General features: G+C 26.4%; 19 protein-coding genes. 6 read left to right on the top strand and 13 right to left on the bottom strand.

Features of this window, described 5'->3' with window-relative positions:
- Nucleotides 1-6 precede the first annotated feature (6 nt).
- Nucleotides 7-594 (bottom strand): RnfABCDGE type electron transport complex subunit G, encoded by a 588-nt coding sequence (locus EV215_RS03440; RefSeq protein ID WP_134112593.1) that lies wholly within the window; start codon nucleotides 592-594, stop codon nucleotides 7-9.
- Nucleotides 591-1,478 carry an RnfABCDGE type electron transport complex subunit D gene (locus EV215_RS03435; RefSeq protein WP_134112592.1) on the bottom strand — a complete coding sequence of 296 codons (888 nt, stop codon included), beginning with the start codon at nucleotides 1,476-1,478 and terminating at the stop codon, nucleotides 591-593. Before EV215_RS03435 ends, EV215_RS03440 begins: the two co-directional genes overlap by 4 nt.
- A gap of 134 nt (nucleotides 1,479-1,612) precedes the next feature.
- On the opposite strand from EV215_RS03435, the gene EV215_RS03430 reads away from it, so the two are divergent.
- Entirely contained in the window at nucleotides 1,613-2,671 is a 1,059-nt protein-coding gene (locus EV215_RS03430; protein ID WP_134112591.1) for a 6-phosphofructokinase, read from the top strand.
- A 39-nt stretch (nucleotides 2,672-2,710) separates the two neighbouring features.
- On the opposite strand, the gene EV215_RS03425 is transcribed toward EV215_RS03430, so the two are convergent.
- From EV215_RS03425 to EV215_RS03385, 9 genes are all read right to left on the bottom strand, one after another.
- Nucleotides 2,711-4,060 carry a glycosyl hydrolase family 8 gene (locus EV215_RS03425; protein ID WP_134112590.1) on the bottom strand — a complete coding sequence of 450 codons (1,350 nt, stop codon included), beginning with the start codon at nucleotides 4,058-4,060 and terminating at the stop codon, nucleotides 2,711-2,713.
- 20 nt (nucleotides 4,061-4,080) lie between these two features.
- A complete protein-coding gene (locus tag EV215_RS03420) occupies nucleotides 4,081-5,265 on the bottom strand; it encodes an ROK family protein (protein ID WP_134112589.1) in 1,185 nt (394 codons plus the stop codon).
- Nucleotides 5,266-5,369: 104 nt separating this feature from the next.
- Nucleotides 5,370-7,382: a methyl-accepting chemotaxis protein gene (locus tag EV215_RS03415; protein WP_134112588.1), complete on the bottom strand. Its 2,013-nt coding sequence runs from the start codon at nucleotides 7,380-7,382 to the stop codon at nucleotides 5,370-5,372.
- Between the two features lie 13 nt (nucleotides 7,383-7,395).
- Nucleotides 7,396-8,256 (bottom strand): carbohydrate ABC transporter permease, encoded by an 861-nt coding sequence (locus EV215_RS03410; RefSeq protein WP_134112587.1) that lies wholly within the window; start codon nucleotides 8,254-8,256, stop codon nucleotides 7,396-7,398.
- A 10-nt stretch (nucleotides 8,257-8,266) separates the two neighbouring features.
- On the bottom strand, nucleotides 8,267-9,187 hold the full coding sequence (locus EV215_RS03405) for a carbohydrate ABC transporter permease (protein WP_134112586.1): 921 nt from the start codon (nucleotides 9,185-9,187) through the stop codon (nucleotides 8,267-8,269).
- Nucleotides 9,188-9,312: 125 nt separating this feature from the next.
- Nucleotides 9,313-10,731, bottom strand: coding sequence for an extracellular solute-binding protein (locus EV215_RS03400; RefSeq protein WP_166667334.1), 1,419 nt, complete (start codon nucleotides 10,729-10,731; stop codon nucleotides 9,313-9,315).
- A 121-nt stretch (nucleotides 10,732-10,852) separates the two neighbouring features.
- A complete protein-coding gene (locus tag EV215_RS03395) occupies nucleotides 10,853-11,794 on the bottom strand; it encodes a BadF/BadG/BcrA/BcrD ATPase family protein (protein ID WP_134112584.1) in 942 nt (313 codons plus the stop codon).
- 27 nt (nucleotides 11,795-11,821) lie between these two features.
- A complete protein-coding gene (locus EV215_RS03390; RefSeq protein WP_134112583.1) occupies nucleotides 11,822-13,132 on the bottom strand; it encodes a 6-phospho-beta-glucosidase in 1,311 nt (436 codons plus the stop codon).
- Between the two features lie 257 nt (nucleotides 13,133-13,389).
- Complete coding sequence (locus tag EV215_RS03385; RefSeq protein WP_134112582.1) at nucleotides 13,390-13,959, bottom strand: hypothetical protein; 570 nt, start codon at nucleotides 13,957-13,959, stop codon at nucleotides 13,390-13,392.
- A gap of 260 nt (nucleotides 13,960-14,219) precedes the next feature.
- On the opposite strand from EV215_RS03385, the gene aguA reads away from it, so the two are divergent.
- From aguA to EV215_RS03360, 5 genes are all read left to right on the top strand, one after another.
- Nucleotides 14,220-15,248 (top strand): agmatine deiminase, encoded by a 1,029-nt coding sequence (gene aguA, locus EV215_RS03380; RefSeq protein ID WP_134112581.1) that lies wholly within the window; start codon nucleotides 14,220-14,222, stop codon nucleotides 15,246-15,248.
- Complete coding sequence (aguB, locus tag EV215_RS03375) at nucleotides 15,248-16,129, top strand: N-carbamoylputrescine amidase (RefSeq protein ID WP_134112580.1); 882 nt, start codon at nucleotides 15,248-15,250, stop codon at nucleotides 16,127-16,129. The genes aguA and aguB overlap by 1 nt, the downstream gene beginning before the upstream one ends.
- A gap of 129 nt (nucleotides 16,130-16,258) precedes the next feature.
- Nucleotides 16,259-17,353 carry a YibE/F family protein gene (locus tag EV215_RS03370; RefSeq protein ID WP_134112579.1) on the top strand — a complete coding sequence of 365 codons (1,095 nt, stop codon included), beginning with the start codon at nucleotides 16,259-16,261 and terminating at the stop codon, nucleotides 17,351-17,353.
- Between the two features lie 122 nt (nucleotides 17,354-17,475).
- Entirely contained in the window at nucleotides 17,476-20,910 is a 3,435-nt protein-coding gene (locus tag EV215_RS03365) for a pyruvate carboxylase (RefSeq protein ID WP_134112578.1), read from the top strand.
- 122 nt (nucleotides 20,911-21,032) lie between these two features.
- Nucleotides 21,033-21,536, top strand: a complete 504-nt coding sequence (locus EV215_RS03360) for a deoxycytidylate deaminase (RefSeq protein WP_208320324.1) — start codon at nucleotides 21,033-21,035, stop codon at nucleotides 21,534-21,536.
- 150 nt (nucleotides 21,537-21,686) lie between these two features.
- Here EV215_RS03360 and EV215_RS03355 read toward each other — a convergent pair whose 3' ends face one another.
- Entirely contained in the window at nucleotides 21,687-23,375 is a 1,689-nt protein-coding gene (locus tag EV215_RS03355) for a formate--tetrahydrofolate ligase (protein ID WP_134112576.1), read from the bottom strand.
- 55 nt (nucleotides 23,376-23,430) lie between these two features.
- Nucleotides 23,431-24,681, bottom strand: coding sequence for a phosphoribosylamine--glycine ligase (gene purD / locus EV215_RS03350; protein ID WP_134112575.1), 1,251 nt, complete (start codon nucleotides 24,679-24,681; stop codon nucleotides 23,431-23,433).
- Between the last annotated feature and the right edge of the window lie 29 nt (nucleotides 24,682-24,710).

Raw genomic sequence — 24,710 nt, 5'->3', positions numbered from 1 at the left:
TCCCTCCTAACGATTTGATTTTACAAATTCATATGCATCTACAATAATTTTTTGAAGTGACTCAGTAGTACGAGTTGCTCCTGTTATTCCATCTACACTATTATCATTTGGTTCAAAATCACCTTTTCCATCACCCATTACAATTTTAAATTTATCGTTAATCTGCTGATTTTTAAACTGATTTTTAAACCACTCTTCTTCAATTCTTCCTCCAAGCCCAGGAGTTTCACTATGAGAAGTTATCTCTAGCCCTATTATTTTATCTAAATTTTTATTAAATGCTATAACTCCATAAATTGTTCCCCATAATCCATTACCAGAAAATTTATAAATTATTATTTTTTCCCCGTTTTTATTTGTTGACCATATATTAGTTTTTTCTTCTTTAAAATTTTCATTAAAAAACTCTTCATAATTATTTATAGTGTTTAAGTCATAACCTGCCGAATTTAAAAATGCTTTTATTTCAAAAAGTTTTTCATTTTTTGCTACTTTTCCTTTTGTAGCTTGATATGTTAGAGACAAAAGAAATACAAAGATAAAAGTAATAACTACTGAAAATATCACTGTATAAACTATATTATCTTTTTTCATGCTTTTGCCTCCTTTCTTTCTTTTATTTTTTTACTAAATTCATCAAATAAAGGTGCAAAACTATTTCCTAAAAGTATTGCAAAACTTGTTCCTTCTGGAAATAGTGAAAAAGTTCTTATAAGAGATATTGACAAACCTATTAATGTCCCATAAAGCCATATAGACAATTTTTGCTTAGGTGCAGTAACAGGATCTGTTACCATAAATACTATTACAAATAAAAAACTTCCTGCAAATATAGATGATAATGGATCTATATTTATAATATTTGTAAAATAAAATATTGAGTTTAAAATAGAAAAAGAAAGTAAAGTGGAAAACATAAGCTTCCAATTGGCAGTTTTAGTGTAAATCAAATAAATTGCTGCTAAAATAATAAGTAAAGTTGATGTTTCTCCAAAAGTACCTAAATAATTTCCTAAAAACAATCTGATTTTAGAAAATGTATATCCATTTCTAAATATACTAAGTGGAGTTGCTCCTACTGCTGTATCTAGTGTATAAGAATTAAATGCTACTGGAAATGATATATATACAAATAATCTTGCAGCAATTGCTGGATTAAATATATTTCTACCAAATCCCCCAAATACCATTTTAGCAAAAGTAATACCAAAAATTATTCCTATACTGCTTATCCAAATAGGTGCATATGGTGGTATCGATAATGCGTATAAAGCACAACTTACAAGTACTGCTTCTGATATTTTTTTATTTTGTATTTTTGTAAAAAAATATTCAGTAATAGAACCAAATAAAAAAATGAAAATCGTTGATATTAGAAATTTGAGTCCATGTAAATAAATAGAATAAATAAAAATAGGTATTAAAGAATAAAGTACTTTCCTCATCATAAGTTGTTTTTGAAAAAATTTTGTTAGCATATAAACCTCCTTAATTTAAAAATAATTCCATAATTACTATACTAATATAATAAAAAATTCCTTTAAAAAATTAAAAGGATTTTAGGTTTTTTATTGTATAAATTATATAGCAATTATTTTTAAGGAGGGATAGAATGGAATCTGTTACAAAAAGATTTGGAGTATTAACTGCTGGTGGTGATTGCCCAGGATTAAATGCAGCTATGAGAGGACTTGCTAAAACAGCAATGGGTAAATATAATATGGAAATAGTTGGATTTTACGAAGGATATAGAGGCTTGGTAAATAACAATGCGAAACTTATGACTGAAACTGATTTTTCTGGTATTCTCCACAAAGGTGGAAGTATTTTGGGATCGTCAAGAGAAAGACCTTTTAAAGATCCAGAAAAAGTTAAAAAAATGGTTGAAACATATAAAAAATGGGAATTAGACTGCCTTGTTGTTCTTGGTGGTAATGGAACTCAAAAAAGAGGATATTGGCTAAGTAAAGAAGGTTGTAATGTAATCGGACTCCCAAAAACAATTGATAATGATATTTATGGCAATGATATTTCATTTGGATTCCATTCTGCATTAGAATTTTGTACAGATGCACTTGATAGACTCCATACTACTGCTAGCTCTCATAAAAGAGTTTTAATAGCTGAAATTATGGGAAATTCTGCTGGATGGCTTGCTCTATATGCTGGACTTGCAGGAGGTGCTGATGTCATTATTATTCCTGAAATACCATATGATATAAAAAAAATAAAAAAACATGTAGAAAAAAGAATGTCTTCTAAAAATCCGTTCTGTGTAATAGCAGTAGCAGAAGGTGCTGTATCAATTGATGAAGCAAATTTAACTAAAAAAGAATTAAAGAAAAAAAGAAAAAAATCAGGTTTAAGTGCTGGATATAGGGTTTCAAAAGAACTTAATGCTATTTCAGATTTTGAGTCAAGAGTCTCTGTTCTTGGTTATCTTCAAAGAGGAGGAACTCCTACTGGATACGATAGAGTTATATCAACTCAATTTGGTGTAAAGGGCGCTGAACTTTTAGCAAAAGGAAAATATAATAAGATGGTAGCAGCAAAAGGTCTTAATGTTGTATCTATTCCTCTTGAAGAAGTAGCAGAAAAGGTACAAATAGTTCCTGTTGATAATATAGCAATAAAATCTGCAAAAGCTACTGGAATAAGTTTTGGTGATTAATAAAAAAATAAAAACTGTCTAGAAGTTTCTAGACAGTTTTTATTTTATACTAATCCAATTACCTGATGCTATAATTAAAGCTTGCATTTTTAAGGCATTTCCAAAATATTCTGCTTCATCTAATGGCGTATCCACTACATGTTCCCACAATTTATTTAACCAATTTTGATTTTCTTTTCCTATACATGCACTTACTAAAAATGGTGCCGTAAATGACATATCTTCTCCCCAGCTCTCTCTATCTCCAATAATTTCACCTGTTTTTCCGTTTCTTATATAATATCCAGGCCTTATATTTTCTGGATTGTTTTTTGTTTTTTTTCTAATCCATTTATTTAATGTAATTATAGATGAATTTATTTTAGTTGAGCCATTATAAATAGCATCTACAGAAAATCTCCAAGGATTTCTACAAGCATTCCAATTATAATCACCATCATTTTTACCTTCTAATACATTCCCAATAGCAGGGATAAACTTATTATTATCTCTCTCTAAAAAATCTGCTACAAGACCTGTGTTATCACTAAATTTTTTCACATTATAATTTATTATTTCCTCAGTACTCTCTAATACTTTTTTCCATTCATTAGAATATTTTTTATCTATTACTGAAAAAGCTCTAATATGATCTAACATAAAATCTGAAGAACGTGTTATCCATAAATACTTTCTATTTCCACTAGCACCATTTCTTACCCAATCACCTAGTAAAAGAGTATATGATTTTTTATTTATTTCATTTTCCATTATAGCATTTATTACTTTTATTGCTTCTAATTTATAATTAATTTCTCCATTACTTCCCCATATTTTATCCGCTATTAATAACGAATAAGCAATATCCATATCACCATCAATTGCTGAATCAGCACCACTTGGTGTATTTAATATTTTTTCTATTTCCCCTATAACTATACCATTTTCTTTTTTTAATCCTATTCCAACTTCTTGCCAACTCATTAAATTTTTACTGTATTTACTAGGATGTGCTCTAAAAAATCTATATAAAGAATTAAATTTTTCTTTGTATTTTAATGAATTTTCTTTATCGATATTTGCCATAGAAGCTACCACTACCATGGCATATCCATGAGATTCTGAGGTAGTTACTGCATTAAAAGGAATGAACCATTCTGACAATGCCTCTTTATTTTTTCTAGCTTCTATACCATAGTCTAAATAAAGTTGTTTTTGTTTTGTATTTTGTACTTTTTTTATATATAATTTTTCCCATTTTTTATAAAAATCAATTATATCTTTATTTAATTCATTTTGTGACTTTAAATTTGGCTTTATTATTTCTAAATCTTTGTGATTATTAATCTTTAAATTATTACATCCTAATACATTTAAAAATAATAATATCAAAAATAATTTTTTTTTCAAATAAAACTCCTTTCTTAAATTTATTCTTTAAACAAATTATTAAAAAAATAATCGATTCCCATTTCAAAAGCTCCTATTAATCCTGTTTCATCATCAAAATTTGAATAAAGAATAGTTACTTCAAATGGTAAATTTTCACTTACAAATTGCCGTACTTCATCTAAAAAATATTTTCCTATTTTTTTTATAGAACCTCCTATAATTATTGATTCTAAACTTAATATTGACATAATATTTGATATAAATATCCCTAATTCTTCAGCAAAATATTTTATTTTTATTTTAATATATTCATCATTTAATGTAATAGCTTTTGCAATTATATCAATATCTATATTTTCTAAATGACCATTTACTAATTCACTTATTATTGTTTTTTGACCATCATTAATATCTTCTGATATCTCCTTATAAATTCTTTCTAAATGTAATTCTTTTTCTAAACTAATTATATCTCCGTTTTTATTTCTAAGTAAAGAAAATCCTACTTCTCCTGCTTCTCCTTTTTTTCCTTTTAAAATCTCTCCATTAAATATTATTCCTGCTCCAAGTCCTTTATCAATTTTTATATAACTTAAATATGAAAAAGAATTTCCTACTCCTCTTTTAAATTCAGCAAAAACAGCTAAATTAACATCATTCTCTACAAATATTTTTTTATTAAAAGTTTTTTCTAAATCTTTAAATATAGAACTTTCATAAAACCAATCTTCAGAATCTACATATTTTAATTCTCCATTTTCTTTTAATACTCCAGGAGATGATACACATATATATAATATTTTTTCACTAGAAATATCATTTTCATCTAATAAAGAATATAAAACATTTATCATATTATTAAAATTTGTTTTATATTTTTTAGATGTTATTTCAATACGTTTTTTATCTAAAATTGTTCCTTTCAAATCTGAAATTCCTACATAAATATAATCTAAAGAAAGGTCTATTCCTATAATATATCCATAATTATAATTTACATTATAAAAAATTGTTTTCCTTCCACCCATGGAGCTTGCTCTACCAAATGTTTTAAGTATATTATCATTTAACAATCTTTCAACATTTGTAGAAATAGATGGTGAACTCAAATTAATAAATTTTTTTATATCAGCTCTTGATAAAGGTCCCTCTTTTCTTAAAATATCTACTATCAATTTTTTATTTCTTTGTTTTGCATATGCTTGATTACCTACAGTTTGCATTTTGCCCCCTAATTTCAAATAATTTCCACTCTAAAATTTTATTGTTTTTAGAAAGTATACATATATTTTATAGTTATTTTTTAAAGTAGTCAAATACTAAATAACTAAAAATTCTTAAAATTACTTAATGTTTTTTTCAAACTTTTAGAAAGAGAGGTCATTAAATTACTTGTTTTATCAAGCTCTACATTATTTTCTTTTTGAGTTTTTATATTACTTTCTATAATATTAGAATAAGTAAAAGTTTCATTTGTAGATTTACTTAAATTGTTAAAATTATTTGAAATTTCTGATATATATATAAATTGTTTTTGTGATAACTCAAGCATTTTTTGTAAAGATTTTATAACAAAAATAGAATTATTTGAAATAGTATTTATTTTTTCTTTTGTATTTAAGCTATTTTCTTTTAAATAATTAAATTCATTATAATTATTTTCAAAAATTTCTTTAATATCTTTTATCATATCTTGTATCATTAAAATAAGCTTTGTTATCTCTTCTGCTGAATCATTTGAATTAGTAGCTAATTTTCGTATTTCTTCTGCTACTACTGCAAACCCCTTACCTGCTTCTCCTGCTCTTGCTGCTTCTATTGCAGCATTAAGTGCTAATAAGTTTGTTTGTTCTGCTACACTTTTTATTGATTCTATTATTCCTGTTATATTATTTGAAAAATTATTTAATTGATTAATTTTATTATTTATATTATCAAATGAATTATAGGTTTTTAATGTTAATTCTACATTATTTTCCATATTTTCGCTACTTTCTTTTGATATATAAATTGCATCATTTACTAATTTTTCTATCTCTTCAGAACTTTTAGAAATAGATTTTGAATTTTTTAATATATTTTCTAAAATATTTTTTCCTTCAGATGTCAATGATTCATTTTCTTTAGAACTTATTATTAAATTAGAAACTATTTTTTCTATTTCATTTATGGATTCATTATTTTTACTTGTAACAATATTTAGCTTACTAGAACTCTCTTGAAAAGTATTTGAACTCATGCTTATACTATTTAAAATATTTTTTATTGATTTAATAGTTAATAAAAAAGAATTTAATAATTCTCCAAATTCATCTTTTCTTTTTATATGTTTTTTTTCAAAATGGATATTTAAATCTCCATTTTTTATTTTTTCAAAATTCTTATTTAGTATTTCAATAGGTGTCGTTATTTCATTCGCTAAAAATGTAGCAAATATACCACCTACAATAAATATTATAAAAATAAATGTTATAAAAAAGAATTTTAAGCTATTTAATTCTTTAAATGCTGTGTTATAATTTTGCTCTATAATTATTCCCCAATTTAGATTTTTTATATAACTATATGATGCCAAAACTTTTTCTTTATTAAATTTATAGCTAATATGTCCTTGCTTTTTTAATAAAACTTTTTTAACTGACTCTTTATGTGAATAATTAGTTAGAATAGGTATTTCACTATTTGAAAATAGAATTTCTCCATTTTCATTGACTACAAACTCTTTATTTTTATTTTTTAAGAATAAAGTCTCTTGTATTTTTTTTATATCCAGTACAAAAACTAATACTCCACCTAATTCATTTCCAATCATTCCCAAAAAATTCATTTTATAAATAGGTGTTGTTAATAATAATAAAGGTTTATTTGTATCTTTTGAAATCAAAATAAAAATTTTATTTTTTTTCTTATCATACATTGCATCTATTGTTTTTTCTGAAAAATCTGCTTTAACTGAACCATTTACTCTACTTACTTCTTTTAATTTATTAAGTGAATACTTAAATACTACTATATTGGAAATATATGGAAATTTTTCTGTATATTTTAATGTTAATTTTCCCATATCTAATGTTTGAAACGAAGATATTATAGGATTATTTGCTACTAAAGTAGCAATTGTAGATACATTTTCAATAGTGGTATTTAATAAAGTATTAATATTTTGAATATTATTATCATTAGAGTTATATATACTTTTTTCTATATTATTTGAAACAATTCTTAATGTAATAAATGATATTGGAATAAAAAAACTTAATAATAATATAAATAATTTTACAATTAATTTTCTTTTAAATTTATTACTTTTTTTTATATTTTTTTTTATTACATGGTCCATACAAGCTCCTTTTCTATCCTTTTACAGCTCCAGCTGTCATTCCTTGTACAAAATATTTTTGAAGTGCAAAGAATATTATAGCAACTGGAATAGTTATTACTAAAGCAGCCATCATTGTCAAATCAAATCTATTTTGAATTCTTCCTATAAATAATCTTATACCAATAGGTATTGTTTGAACTTTTGCAGATGTTGTTAGAACACTAGCTAACATCAATTCATCCCACGCAGTAAGAAATATAAATATACCTGTCGCTATAATTCCTGGTGTTGCAAGAGGCAACATAATAAGTCTAAATGCTTGAAATCTACTACATCCATCTATTCTTGCTGCTTCTTCTAGCTCGCTAGGTAAATTTGCAAAAAATCCTCTCATAACCCATATACTCATAGGTGTAAAAATTGCAACATATGGAATTATAAGCCCGTAATATGTATCAATCAATTGTAATCCTATTGTTCTTTGAATAGTAATGAATATTAAATACATTGGTATAAGAATTAATGTTGGAGGAATAAGCTGCGTACTAAGCATAGTTATCCCAAATAGATTTGAACCTGGAAATTTAAATTTTGCTAATGCATATCCTGCAAATATAGAAAGTGTCAATGCAATAAACGTCGTTATTGTTATTACTATTAAACTATTTTTAAAATAATTAAAAAAATTAGCATTTTTTTGCATTTCTATGAAATTTTTTATATATCTATGAATCGATATATGCTGAAATTCTGTTCCTGTACGTATACTATTACTTGTAGAACCTGATATAGCAACTAGATATACAATAGGAAAAATTACTATTATTACAGCTATCCACAACAGTACTTGTGAAGCTATTCTTTTTATTTTTCTTTTAGTTTTATAATCCATATTCCCACCTTTATTCTATTGTAATTGAATCTTTAAATATTTTTAACCAAACCATAACAAGTAACAATACTAATAACATTAATACAATTGATGCAGCTCCACCAGGACCGTATTGCCATAAACTAAATGAATTCCTCATTAGATTTGTCATAATAAGATCTCCCCATTTCCCTGGATATCCAGAACCAAGCCCAAACATCATTGCTGCTATATTAAATGAATAAATGTGTTGAATTAATCCATAAAGAATCATCATTGCCGTTACAGGTTTTAAAAATGGCAATGTTATATACCAAAATTTTTGTAAATCATTTGCTCCATCTATTTCTGCTGCTTCATAATAATCTTTTGATATTCCTTGAAGTGCTGCAAGATACATAAGCATTGTCATAGGAAAAAATCTCCATATTGTTATTAAAATAATGCTGACTAATGTCAATGGTCCAACTTTCCATGATAATGGCTCAGGTAAAATATGTAATATATTAACTAAAACTCTATTTATTATTCCATCATAACTATACATAAAAGATGCTAATAACCCAACAATATATGTAGGTATTATCCAAGGAAGAAGAAGTAAAGTTCTAGCTAATCCCTTTCCTTTAAAATTTTGATTAAGTAAAATCGCTAACCCTAATCCCATTACAAGTGTTCCTGATATTACGCAAATTGTAAAAATTGCACTATTTCTTATTGCTCCTAATAATCCAACACGCACCATACTATTTGGATCAAATAATATAAAAAAATAATTTTGTAATCCTACAAAAGGAGCTTTTAAAAAATCCTTAAATGTAAATTGATTTAATTTTATTAATGATATATATAATCCTTGCAATGATGGAATGACTTGGACAATAAATAAAGAAATAATTGATGGGAGTATTAAAAGATATGCAAAGCTATATTTTTTTATTGTTTTTTTCATTTGTTGCTCCTTCCATTTTATAAAAGAAGTCTTGCCAAAATATTAGGATATAAATTATATAAAGTTTCTTTGGAAAGGGAGTATAATCAATCCAATTTTGGCAAGCTTTCTAAAACTTATATAAATTATCTATTCCCTGTTTGACTAATAATTCTTTCCATTTCAGTATTTGTTTCTTTTATTTTTTCAATTAATTTTTCTTCTGTATATTCACCTTCTACTCCAGACACTAAATCCCATATTATTCCTAAATTTTTAGTTAATACAGTTTCAATTGGACCCCATGCAGGTACAGCTGGATATACTTTTATATAGCCATGATCAAATGCATATTTTACAGCACTTCTAAAATGATTTTCTGTTACATAAGGACTATTTGCAACATTTTTTGATACTGTAAATAACCCTGTTGCATTACAATAATCTATTTGTGCTTCTTTATCTGTTGTTAAATATTTTACTAATTCTGCTGCTTCTTTTTTATGTTTTGAAAAATTAAATACAGCTAAATTATTTGTTCCAGAAAAAGTATATCTTCCTGCAGGCCCTGCTAATGGTTGAGCAACATCTGTATTTTTATAAGAATTTTTTTCAAGATTTAGTGCATTTACATCATCAGCTTCACTGTCATATTTTCCTGCTAAAGTTTTTTCTAGATATGAAGCAAACCAAGGTCCTGTCAATATTGTTGCTATATTCCCTGCTCCATATAACGCTTCTATTTCAGATGGATCTTTTTCTAAATATTCTTTTGGAACTATTCCTTCTTGTGCAAAACTAGTAAAATATTTTATTCCATTTATAGCATTATCTTCTGCAATTAAAGCTTTTGTTCCTTCTTCATTTATGTAGTTTCCTCCTGCTTGCCATATAAATCCACCCATCATATGTATAATATTCCAGTCATTTTTACCACCATGTGCAAATGCTGCTATTTTTTCCCCTTTTTCATTTGTAAAGTCCATATTATCTAATCTTCTCATAGCTTCTTTAAAAGAATCCCAATCTTTAAATACTTCATTTGGATCTAACCCAGCTTTTTCATATAAATCTTTTCTATAATAAAATAAATATCCATCAGTTATCCACGGTAAACTAATTAAATCTCCTTCTACACCTTTTACTTTACTATATTTAAGAGTTGGCTCTAAAAAATGACTTTTTACCTCATTAGCATCATAATATTTTGATAAATCTTCTAATACACCCATAGCAGCTATACTAGATACCCAGGTTCCACCTATTTCCACTACATCAGGTCCTATTCCACTTGTTGCTGCTGTAGTCAATTTATCCCATACAATATCCCATCCAAGAACTGTTTTCTCTACTTTTATTCTAGATTTTTTTTCAAATTTATCTAAAATAGCTTGTAAATCTTCTTCATGCTCTGCATCTGGAGTTACCCATAATTTAATTACTACTTTATCATCTTTTTTTTGCTCTTTTGTTTCTTCTTTTTTAAAAAAAAGACCTGCAAAAGATGTCATACTAAATAATACCAAAATAGAAATAACCAATAAAAATTTTGTTTTAATTTTCAATTTAACTCCTCCTTTTTTCATTTTTTTCATTAAAATCATTTTGTTGATTTCATAACTAAATTTTTAAAAATTTTTGAAAAACTTTAATATATTAAATATATCTAATGCTAAAAGTATCATGTCATTTAATATCACCTCCAGATTTTGATAACAAATCTATTCCTAAATAATATGCACCATATACTGGTGGTTTATCAGGTAAAATCAAATTAACATTTTTAGCTACTTTATGTATTGTTTGTTTCATTGCATCTAAAAGTAAAGGTGAATTTCCTTTATAAATACTACCTATCAGAATTACATTTATTTCATCATTTTCCATTTCTAATTTTTTAATTACCGATACAGAAAATCTACCTAAAGTTTCACCAAGTTCAATTAATAATTCTTGTGCTATAGTATCTCCTTCATTTGCCAATCTAAAAATTTCAATAGGAATTTGTTTTAATATTTCTTCTGGTACATTATTATTTTTGATAATCTTAGATACATCTTCCATTGTTTTTACTGAAAAAAGTTTAGGAATTACATTTTCTAACTCTGTTTTACAAAATGTACCTTCTTCTGATCTAAATGCAAAATGTAATGCTTCAATAGCTAACTCATCTCCACCACCTTTATTTCCAAGTTTATAATCAAGATTTCTAAGAACTACTTCTTTTCCATCTTTACGTCTACCAGAAAATCCTGTTCCTGTACCACAAATTGCTGCTATTCCTGTATAATCTTTACTACCACTACGAAGCCCTATCCACGAGTCATGATAAAGTTTATATTTTTTATCTCCTATTATTTCTTTTATAAATTTATTTATTACAATAAAATCATCTTCTTGATCTGCTCCTGATAGACCAAAAACAAATAAATCTATATTATCAAAACTAAGATTACTATTTAATAAAGCTTCATTAATAGCATCTTTTAATGAATTTTTGCTTCTTTCTATCCCGACACTATGATAATTAGCAGGACCACCATTTCCAAATGAAATAATATTTCCTTTTTCATCTCCAATTATACAATGTGTTTTAGTTCCACCACCGTCAATTCCTGCAATATACACTTGTTTACCTCCTGTTTTTTTATAAAATTAGTCTAAAAAATTTGGTAAATATTTCTTATTTTTAATAATAATTTCATTTAATAATTCTTCTATTTTTTCTTTATTATTTACTAATGGATTATTAAAAAGCGCTAAATATGCTTTTCTTTTATTTCCCTCTACTGCTGCTTCTATTGTATATTCTTCATAGGCTTTTACTTGTTTAATCAAAGGTGCTACTGATTTAGGTAATTTTCCAGAATTTATAGGTCTAGCTCCTTCATTATTTATTATGCAATTTGTTTCTATTGACACATTATTAGGTAATTCTACAAAAGTTCCATTATTTATCGTATTTACTACAAATTCTTTATTCTTGTTATTATAAATACTATCTATTACATTTATTGCAATTTCAGAATATCTAGCACCACCACGCTCTTCTAATTCCTTTGGTTTTACATTAAGATTTGGATCTTTATATTTTTCAAATAATTTTTTTTCAATTGCTGCTACTTGAGTTCCTCTTGTTCCTTTTCCAGAATTAATATTTTCTAATTCTTTATTTATCATTTTTTGTGGAAAATAAAAATATTGTAAATACGGAGATGAAATTAATCCTATCTTTTGATTTATTATATCTATATCATCTATTTTTTCTATATTTTTAACTATATTTTCATTATTTTTATTTGCAAATAAAATTTTTTCAATTATATTTTTACCATCTACAATTACTTTAGAAATAAAGCTTAGATGATTCAATCCAACAAATTGGACTCTTATTTTTTCTAATGATATACCTAATTGATTTGCAACATCATATCTCATATTAATAGGTACATTACATACTCCTATTGCTTTAACATTAGTATATTTATTTATAGCTTCTGTTATAATTCCAGCTGGATTTGTAAAATTTATAAGCCATGCATTTTTTGCTACTTCTTCCATATCTTTGCAAATATCAATAATTACAGGAATGGTTCTAAGTGCTTTTGCAAATCCACCAGCACCTGTAGTTTCTTGACCTATGAAACCATATTTTAATGGAATCTCTTCATCTAATATTCTTGATTTAAAACCTCCTACTCTAAATTGTGTTAATACAAAATCTGCACCTTTTAAAGCTTCTTTTCTATCTAATGAATAAGTAAAATCAATATCAATATTTTCTTTTTTAAACATTCTTTTTACTAAATCATAATTTATTTTTAATTTTTCCTCACCGTCTATTACATCAACTAATATCAATTCTGTAATTGGAAGTTCTTTTCTTTTTTTTATAATTCCTTCAATAAGCTCAGGAGTATAACTACTACCTCCACCAATAACAACTAATTTTAATTTTCTATTCATTTTTTACCTCCATATTTTAATTTTATTAAATTAACAACAGTATTTGTATATACCAATATTTTTTTCTCTTTATTCCTCATATATTGCAATAACTATACCATCTTTTTTTTATATAATTTGATTTAACTAACTTAAATTTACAATACATTATTACCATATATATTCCAAAAAGTCAACACTAATTTAATTAACTTAAATTAAATTAAGAGATTAAAAAAAGATACTTTTTAAGTATCTTTTTTTATTATAGTATTTTTTTAAAATAAATAATATCCAATTGATAAAGTGAGATTTTTTAATATAACATTATATGTTGTTTCTACAAGCTCACTTGTATCTATATCAATTATATTTGATTTTATTTTTAAAGCCATCATCTTGTAAGCTATATCAAAAGTCAATTTTTCATAATCTGCCCCAAACCCAACTTTCCAATAAAATCCTGTAGATATCTCTTCGATTGTTTGTCCATCATAATATGTAATCAAATATGGATATGCATATCCCGCTCCTGTATAATAAAAAGCTTTTATCTTATCAAAATCATTATAATATTTAAGATTTATTCCAGCATTTGCATAATCAACAAACTCTTTATTATTATATATTAAAAATCCCATTCCAACTTCCGTATCCATAAAAGAATTATTTCCTAAATCAATAAGATAATTTGCTATTCCAAAACTAGAATTTGAAGTTGTATATTTACTACCGTCTAATTTAAAATTTCCTTTTAGATTAATTCCTGTATTTAATTTAAAGTTATAACTATAAATATTTGAAAAAATCAATATAAAAATCGATATTATAATTATTTTTCTTTTCATAGGACCACCTTTAACAAAGTTATAATTTATTATTAATTATCGTCAAAAAATAAAAAAAATTTAATTAATTTTGATTTCATTATTAAAATTCTCTATTTTACAAAATTTTACAAAAAAAATTAAAATAATATATTATAATTTTTCTTATCTTCAAAAAAACATTTACATAATCTATAGTCAAAAAAATCTTGAAAATAAACATATTATAAGGTATAATTAACCGCTAAGAATTTAGAAATTTAGGTATATAAGGAGGAGAAATGTATCCAAAAGAAGAAGGTTTTTTTATGCCTGCTGAATGGGAAAAAAGAGAAAAAACATTTATGGAATGGCCTTGTAGAGAAGAAATATGGTTTGATGGTATATTAGAAGCAAAACAAGGATATGCAAATATTGCTAAAGCAATTTCAAAGTTTGAACCAGTTGTAATGATTGTTAATAAAGCAGACAAAGAAGAAGCTGAAAAAATGTGTGACAATGAAATAGAAATATTAGTTATCGAACATGATGATTCATGGATAAGGGATAATGGACCTACTTTTATAAAAAATAATAATGGTGAACTTAGAGGAATAAATTGGAAATTTAATTCTTGGGGGGAAAAGTATCTTCCTTATGATAAAGATAATCAAGTAGCTAAAAAACTCTTAGAATACTATGGTGTAAAATCATATGACGCTCCATTTGTTCTTGAAGGTGGTTCTATTCACGTTGATGGTGAAGGAACTTTACTTACTACTGAAGAATGTTTATTAAATAAAAATAGAAATCCACATTTAAAAAAAGAAAATATTGAAGATTATTTAAATAAATATTTATCCGTTGAAAAATTTATTTGGTTAAAAAGAGGATTATTTGGTGATGAAACCGATGGACATGTAGATAATGTTGCTTGTTTTGCAAAACCTGGTGTTGTTGTTCTTCAAGTATGTTATGATAAAAATGATCCAAATTATGAAATTACTCAAGAAAATTTAGAAATTTTAAGAAATTTTATTGATGCAAAAGGGCGAAAGTTAGAAATCATAGAAATAGAACAACCACCTGCTAGATACATAAATGGTGAAAGATTAACTTTAAGTTATTTAAATTATTATCCTGTAAATGGAGGGATAATTTTGCCAACATTTGGTGGAGATGCAAAAAAATATGATTTAAAGGCTAAAGAAATATTGGAAAAAATATATCCCGATAGAAAAGTTGTTATGGTTGATGGAATGCCTATTATTAAAGGTGGAGGAAATGTACACTGTATAACACAACAAATGCCAAAAGGAGTGATAAAATAATGAGAAAAGTAAAAGTAGCCGCTACCCAAATGGCTTGTAGCTGGGATATTGATGAAAATATAAAAACTGCTGAAAAACTTGTGAGAAAAGCTCATAATCAAGGTGCTCAAATAATTTTGTTACAAGAACTTTTTGAAACTGTATATTTTTGTCAAAAAGAAAAACCTGATTTCTTTAAATATGCTGTAGAATTAGAAAAAAACAAGGCTATAAAACATTTTCAAAAAATAGCTAAAGAATTGAATGTTGTTTTACCTATTAGTTTTTATGAAAGAAAAAACAGAGCAAAATACAATTCTATAGCTGTAATTGATGCTAATGGAGAAATTTTAGGAGTTTATAGAAAGACTCATATACCAGATGGCCCAGGATATGAAGAAAAATTTTATTTTAATCCAGGTGATACTGGATTTAAAGTATTTAATACAAAATATGCTAAAATAGGTATCGGAATTTGTTGGGATCAATGGTTTCCAGAAACAGCTAGAGCTCTAGCACTTCTCGGTGCAGAACTTATATTCTATCCTACAGCTATTGGTAGCGAACCTCAAGATAATACTATTGACTCTAAAAATCATTGGCAAATGTGCATGAGAGGTCATGCTGCATCAAATATTACTCCTGTAATTGCATCAAATAGAATAGGTACAGAAGTTATAGATGATTCTCAAATTACTTTTTATGGTTCATCATTTATTGCAGGGCCTGAAGGTGAAATGTTACATGAAGCTGATAGAACAAATGAAGCTATATTAGTACATGAATTTGATTTAGATGAAATAGAATTAAAAAGAAGTTCTTGGGGAATATTTAGAGATAGAAGACCTGAAAAATATGATGTTTTATCATCACTTGATGGAGAGTTTAAATATAAAAGATAAAAGCTAAGATTTTTCTTAGCTTTTTTTAAATAAAAAAATATACAATAACAATTAAGAAAAATCTCAGTACAGAGATTTATAAAAATAGTTTTATAGTAACTATTTCAATTATAAAAAAGGAGTAGATTAATGAAAAAAATTTTATTATTAATGTTAATTTTTATAAGTACTTTATCATTTGCAAATGATATCAAAGAAGAATATTTATCAGCAAAAATTATTAATATTTTATCAAAAGAAAAAGCAACTCAAGAAGATGAAAATGTCGAATATTATTTAAACCTCAAAATTAAAATTCTTGATAAAAATTATAAAAATCAAATTATAACTTTAAAATATCCTATTTATAAAAATAAAATTTATAATTTGAATATAAAAAAAGGATCTAAAATAGTTCTTTATAAATATACTGAAGATGAAAATCAGGAATACTATATTTTTAGCTTTAATAATAATGTAGCTATTATTATTTTAATAAGTATATTTTTAACTTTAGTTGTTTTAATAGCTAAAAAAAGTGGTATTAAGGCCATAATTGCTCTTATTATTTCATTATTATTTGTATATAAATTATTAATTCCTGGAATATTAAAAGGCTATTCACCTATTGTTCTAGCTGTTATTTTTAGTACTTTATCTACTGTAATTACTATTTATTTAAATAATGATAATAGTATTAAAAAAATTGTAGCTATTATTTCTACTTTATTAGGAGTAATTTTTTCTGGTATAATTTCTTTAATATTTGTAAAATATTTAAATATAACAGGATATAGCAATACAGAAAGTTATAGCTATATGTATATATTAGGGCAAGTAAATTTAAAAGAAATAGTTTCAGCTGGAATAATAATAGGAGCTCTTGGAGCTGTAATGGATATTGGAGTATCAATTTCATCTGCACTTTGGGAATTAAAAGAACAAAATCCAGAAATGAATGAAAAAGAATTAATAAACTCAGGAATGAATATAGGAAAAGATGTTATTGGAACTATGGTTAATACTCTTATTTTAGCTTATGTAGGAAGTTCTATTTTTACAATATTATTAATAGTAGCTCAAAATAGTAAATTTCCATTAATTAGAGTCTTAAATACTGAGTTTATTTTAATAGAATTGCTTAGAGGACTTGCTGGAAGTATTGGAATTGTTATTGTTGTACCTATTGCTACTTTTTTATCAAGTAAAATTTATACTAGACACTTTTCCAAAAAAATGGTATAATTAGTAAAAAAAAATGGACAGATATTTATATCTTGAAATTTTTAATTGTTTTTTATATACTATATTTATAATAAACATTAATATAATTGTCAGGGATACAGTATGAAGAAAGGTGGTAAAATATGGCGAGGAAATTTAAAAAAATTCTTATAGCAAATAGAGGGGAAATTGCTATTAGAGTTATTAGAGCATGTAAAGAATTAGGGATACGAAGTGTTGCTATCTATACAGAAGAAGATAAAAATGCACTTTTTAGGTCTAAAGCTGACGAAGCTTATTTAATAGGTAAAGATAAAGGGCCTATTGAAGCTTATTTAGATATTGAGGGAATAATAAAATTAGCTAAACATAAAGCTGTTGATGCTATCCATCCTGGATATGGATTTTTATCAGAAAATTCAGAATTTGCAAGACGTTGTGCAGAAGAAGGTATTGAATTTATAGGTCCAACAGCTGAAATGATGGAAAATTTAGGAGATAAAATCCAATCTAAACTTGTTGCTCATAAAGCTGAAGTTCCTACTATACCTGGTATAGAAAAACCAGTAAAAAGTATAGAAGAAGGATTAGAATATGCTAAAACTATAAAATTCCCTGTAATGATAAAAGCTGCTGCTGGTGGTGGTGGTAGAGGAATGAGAATTGCTCGTTCTGAAGAGGAATTTGTATATGCATTTAAAAGTGCTAAAAGTGAAGCTAAAAAAGCTTTTGGAATAGATGATATTTTTATAGAGAAATTTTTGGAAAATCCAAAACATATAGAAGTACAGATATTAGGGGATAAATACGGGAATATTGTGCACCTATATGAAAGAGATTGTTCTGTACAAAGAAGACATCAGAAAGTAGTTGAATTTACTCCTGCTCTTACTTTAAGTAAAGAAAAAAGAGATGCAATATGTAATGATGCATTAAAAATTGCTAGAGTAGTTAAATATCAAAATGCTGGAACTATGGAATTTTTAGTAGATCAAAATGGTGACCATTATTTTATTGAAATGAACCCAAGAGTACAAGTAGAACATACTATTACTGAAATGACTACAGGAATTGATATAGTTCAATCTCAAATTTTAATTGCTGAAGGTCATAGACTTGATTCTAGCGAAATTGGTATAAAATCTCAAGAAGACATAGTTCCAATAGGATACTCTATACAATGTAGAGTAACTACGGAAGATCCCAAAAATAACTTCGCACCTGATACAGGTAAAATTGAAGTATATAGAACTGGCTCTGGATTTGGAGTAAGACTTGACGGTGGAAATGGTTATGCTGGAGCAGAAATAAGTCCGTATTACGATAGCTTATTAGTAAAAGTGATTACTCATGGACGAACTTTTGAGGATGTTGTAAAAAAATCACTTCGTGCTTTAAAAGAAATAAAAATTGTTGGGGTAAAAACTAATATTGATTTTTTAATAAATGTATTAAACCATACTGAATTTAAAAATGGTACTTGTAATACTAATTTCATTGGAAATCATCCCGAATTATTTGAATTTAAAGAAAAAAAAGATTATGAATACCATATGTTAAAATTTATAGGCGAAAAAGTTGTAAATGAAACTCATGGAATAAAAAAAGATTTTGATGTTCCTATTATTCCAGATATCAAGCTTTCGCCAAATATCAAAGGTACTAAACAAATTCTTGATGAAAGAGGTCCAGAAGGAGTAGTTAACTGGATTAAAGCTCAAAAAAAATTACTTTTAACTGATACTACTCTTAGAGATGCTCATCAATCACTCATTGCAACAAGAGTAAGAACCATTGATATGTTAAAGATAGCTACTCCTACCGCTATGCTTGCAAAAGATTTATTTTCTTTAGAAGCTTGGGGTGGTGCAACATTTGATGTTTCATATAGATTTTTAAAAGAAAATCCTTGGAAAAGACTTAGAGAAATAAGAAAAAGAGTTCCTAATATAATGCTTCAAATGCTTATAAGAGGCTCAAATGCTGTTGGATATAAAAATTATCCTGATAATGTGATTAGAGAATTTATTAGAAAAGCTGCTGAAAACGGAGTAGATGTATTTAGAATATTTGATTCTTTAAACTGGATAAAAGGTATGGAAGTTGCTATTGATGAAGTTAAAAATCAAGGGAAAATAGCTGAAGCCTGTATTTGTTATACTGGAGATATTTTAAATCCAAAGAAAAATAAATACACTTTAGAATATTATATAAAAAAAGCAAAAGAAATCGAAGATGCTGGTGCACATATTTTAGGAATAAAAGATATGTCTGCTTTACTTAAACCTTATGCAGCATACAAATTAGTTAAAGCATTAAAAGAAAATATATCTCTCCCTATCCATTTACATACACATGATACTACCGGTAACGGGGTGGCTACTATTCTTATGGCTACAGAAGCTGGAGTAGATATAGTAGATACTGCATTTAGTGCTATGTCTGGACTTACAAGTCAACCATCACTTGATTCTGTTGTCGCTGCTCTTGAAAATACAGATAGAGATACTGGAGTAAATTTAAAAAATATTCAAAAAATATCAGATTATTGGTCAGCAGTAAGACCTGTATACGAAAAATTTGAATCTGATTTAAAATCAGGTACTACAGAAATATATAGATATGAAATTCCTGGTGGACAATATTCTAATTTAAAACCACAAGTAGAGAGTTTTGGACTTGGAGATAGATTTGACGAAGTTAAAGAAATGTTTAAATATGTAAATGATATGCTTGGTGATATAGTAAAAGTGACTCCTTCATCAAAAATGGTCGGAGATTTAGCTATATTCATGGTACAAAATGGATTAACTCCTAACAATATCTTAGAAAAAGGAAAAGATTTAGCTTTTCCAGATTCTGTTGTTGCTTATTTTAAAGGAATGATGGGACAACCAGAATTTGGATTTCCTGAAGATTTACAAAAAATAGTATTAAAAGGAGAAAAACCGATAACTTGTAGACCTGGTGAATTATTAGAACCAGAAAATTTTGAAAAAATAAAAGAGCATCTAAAAGAAACACATAATATAGAGCCAACAGAAGAAGATATTATTAGTTATGCACTATATCCTGACGTATTTGATGCATATTTAAAATATATAAAAGAAAATGGTGATTTCTCTGTTATAGGAAGCGATGTATATTTCCATGGATTAAGCGAAGGAGAAATTACAGAAATAAAAATTAAAGAAGGTAAAACTTTATCTATAAAATTAGTTTCTATTTCAAAAATAGATAATGAAGGGTTTAGGACAGTTTCTTTTGAAGTAAATGGTAATAGAAGAGATATTAAAATAAAAGATATCACAGAAATACAAACTCTTGAAAAAATAGAAGGTGTTGAAATAGCTGACCCTAATAATCCATTTGAAATTGGTGCCAGTATTCCTGGAACTATTACAAAAATACTTGTAAAAGAGGGAGATACTGTAGAAGAAAATCAAAGTCTTATTGTAATAGAAGCTATGAAAATGGAAACAAATATTACAGCTAAATCAGCTGGTGTAGTAGATAGAATATTAATAAAAGAAGGTAAACAAGTAAAAAGTGGAGAATTATTAATAGAATTAAAATAATTTGTTAAAAATATTTTTAAGCGACAATTTATTTGTCGCTTAATTTTTATTTGAATAAAATACAAATATATTTTATAATATAAAAAATCTATAGAAGGGAGTATGTTTTATACATAAATAATATGGGAAAATTTAATGATGATTTAATGTTTATGTTACAAACTGAAATTTTAGCAAAACAATCACATTGTCAAAGATTACAAGTTGCTGCAATGATAGTAAAAGAAGGTAGAATATTATCTATTGGATATAATGGTACTCCAAAAGGTCTTGATAATTGTGATGATATTTTTAAAAATGAAGACAAATCAAAAAAAAATTTTTCAAAAGAACATCATATTTGGAGTGATATTCATGAACTTCACGCAGAGCAAAATGCTATTAGTTGGGCAGCTAGGCAAGGAATCGCTATAAAAGATGCTACTATATATGTTAAATATTCTCCTTGCAGACATTGTACTAAAATGATAATAGCTTCTGGTATAAAACGAGTTGTATTTTTAAAAAAATATGATAGAGATCAAGAAGGTTTAAAAATAATGGAACAAGCGAATATTGAAATAATTGAATTAAATTATGAATCGTATAACAATTTTAAATATAAAATAATAGATAGTCTAAAATAAAAAATAACAACAAAAATATTATTCTATTATACTATTTTAGAGAGCGGTACATCATCCTTAATGATATTAGGATTTAATTTCATGCTTGAACTTTTATCATCAATTTATAATATATTTGAAAATATAAAAAAAGAGCCTAAAGGCTCTTTTTTAAAATAATCCTATTATATTTCCATTTTCATCAATATCAATATTTTCAGCAGCAGGTTTTTTAGGTAGTCCTGGCATAGTTAAAATTTCCCCCGTTAATACAACTATAAATCCAGCTCCTGCTGATATATTTAAATCAGCTATATCCACTTTAAATCCTTTTGGTCTACCTTTTAATTCTGGTTTATCTGATATTGAGTTTTGAGTTTTTGCCATACATACTGGCAATTTACCATATCCTAGTTCTTCAAATTTTTTTATTTTATTTAATGCTTTTTTACTATAATTTACACCATCTGCACCATAAATTTCAGTACAAATTTTTTCTATTTTTTCTTGAATAGTTATATCTAAGTCATATAATGGTTTAAAATTAGAAGGTTTATTTTCTATTAAATTTACTACTTTATTAGCTAATTCTATTCCTCCTTCTCCTCCTTTTGCCCATACTTGAGAAAGTGCTACTTCTACTCCAAGATCATTACAAATTTTTTCTACTAAATCAAGCTCTTCTTTTGTATCTGTAGGAAACTCATTTATTGCTACAACAATAGGTATATTAAATTTTTGCATATTTTCTATATGTTTCTCCAGATTTTCCATTCCTTTAACAAGTGCTTCAAGATTTCTTATATTCAAATCTTCTTTTTTTATTCCCCCGTGCATTTTTAAAGCTCTAACTGTAGCTACAATCACTATACAATTTGGCTTTAAATCAGCTTTTCTACATTTTATATTTAAAAATTTTTCTGCTCCTAAATCTGCAGCAAAACCAGCTTCTGTAACTACATAATCTCCAAGTTGCATAGCTGCTTTAGTTGCAACTACCGAATTACATCCATGCGCTATATTTGCAAAAGGCCCCCCATGAATTATAGCTGGTGTATTTTCAATAGTTTGAACTAAATTTGGTTTTATTGCTTCTTTTAATAATGCTGCCATTGCTCCATTTGCTTTTAATTGTTTAGCTTTTAACGGATTTCCTTCTATATCATACGCAAAAACTATTTCCCCCAATTTTTCTTTTAAATCAAATATATTTTCTGCTAAACAAAGTATAGCCATTACTTCTGATGCTACAGTTATCAAAAATGAATCTTCTCTAGGAATTCCATTTGCTTTACCTCCTAGAGCGATGACAATCTCTCTTAAAGCTCTATCATTTAAATCAACTGCTCTTTTAAAAAGAATATTATTTACATCAATTTTAAGCTCATTTCCCCATTTTATATGATTATCTATCATAGAACATAATAAATTATTCGCTGCTGTTATAGCATGTATATCACCTGTAAAATGAAGGTTTATATCCTCCATTGGTACAACTTGCGCATATCCACCACCTGTAGCTCCACCTTTCATCCCAAAACATGGTCCAAGTGATGGTTCTCTTAATGCGATTACTGTTTTTTTACCTATTTTATTTAATGCCATTCCTAGCCCAATTGATGTAGTTGATTTTCCTTCTCCAGCAGGTGTTGGTGTTATTGCTGTAGTAAGTATTAATTTTGTATCTTTTTTTACTTCTTTTTTTAATATATCTAAGTTTATTTTTGCTTTATATTTCCCATAAATTTCTATATCATTTTCTGTTAAACCCATTTTTTCTGCAATTTTATAAATTGGTTCTAATTTTGCTTTTTGAGAGATTTGTACATCAGTTTTCAATCTTTTACCTCCTGTATTCATACTTTTTTAACTATAAATTTTCCACTTTTTATACTTTTTTTATATTCTAAAACTTCTATTTTACGATTCCGATATCTCTTCTAAAATATTTCTTTTTAAAATCAACTTTTTCTATATCATTATATGCTTTTTTTCTTGCAATATCAAGTGCGTCTCCAATAGCAACTATATTTAATACTCTTCCCCCGTTAGTTACTATTTTATTATCATTATTTTTTGCCCCCGCTAAAAATAACAGATTATCAATATTTTCAATATTTTTTATTTCATATCCTTTTTCATAAGCTTCTGGATAACCACCTGATACAGCCACTACACAACAGCTATTTTTCTCTTCCCATTCTACTTCTATCTCATTAAGTTTTTGATTTTGAGCAGCTATTATTATATCCACAAAATCTGATTTCATTAAAGGTAATATTGCTTGAGTTTCAGGATCCCCCATCCTCATATTATACTCAAGTAAATATACTCCTTTTTCATTTATCATTAATCCAAAGAATATAAATCCACAAAATTTTAAGTTTTCTTCTTTTAATCCTTTTAAAGTTGGTTCTAAAATATCTTTATTAAATTTATCTAAAACTTCATTAGTAACATATGGATTTGGTGCAATCACTCCCATTCCACCAGTATTTAATCCTGTTTCATTTTCCCCAATTTTTTTATGATCTTTTGCTGATATAAATGGAAGTATAGTTTTTCCATCATATATTGATAATATTGATGCTTCTACTCCTGTTAAGAATTCTTCAATTACTATTTCATTTCCTGAATCACCAAATTTTTTATCAAGCATTATCTCTTTTACTGCTGTTTCTGCATTCTCTTTAGTTTCACAGATTATTACACCTTTTCCTGCTGCGAGTCCACTAGCTTTTATTACTGTTGGATATTCTATTTCTTCTAAATATTTTTTAGCTGCTTTATAATTATCAAATTTTTTATAAGCTGCTGTTTTTATTCCATATTTCAACATAAATTCTTTTGCAAATGCTTTACTTCCTTCTAGTATAGCTGCTGCTTTATGTGGTCCAAAAGCAACAAGTCCATTTTCTTTAAATTTATCTACTATTCCAGCAACTAATAATTCTTCACTACCAAGTATTGTTAATTCAATATTTTCTTTTTTAGCAAATTCAATTATATCATCTATATTTATAAGCTCTATATTCTCACAAATACTAATACTTTGAGTTCCTGCATTTCCTGGACAGGCATAAATTTTAGTTACTTTTGGATTTTGCGACATTTTCCATACAATTGCATGTTCTCTTCCACCACTACCAATAACTAATAGTTTCATTTCTCCTCCTAATCTTTATTTTTTGAAAC

Source organism: Hypnocyclicus thermotrophus, from assembly GCF_004365575.1.
Lineage (GTDB): Bacteria > Fusobacteriota > Fusobacteriia > Fusobacteriales > Fusobacteriaceae > Hypnocyclicus > Hypnocyclicus thermotrophus.
Note: the sequence above shows the minus strand (reverse complement) of the source record. Positions and strands in the feature narration are given on the sequence as shown.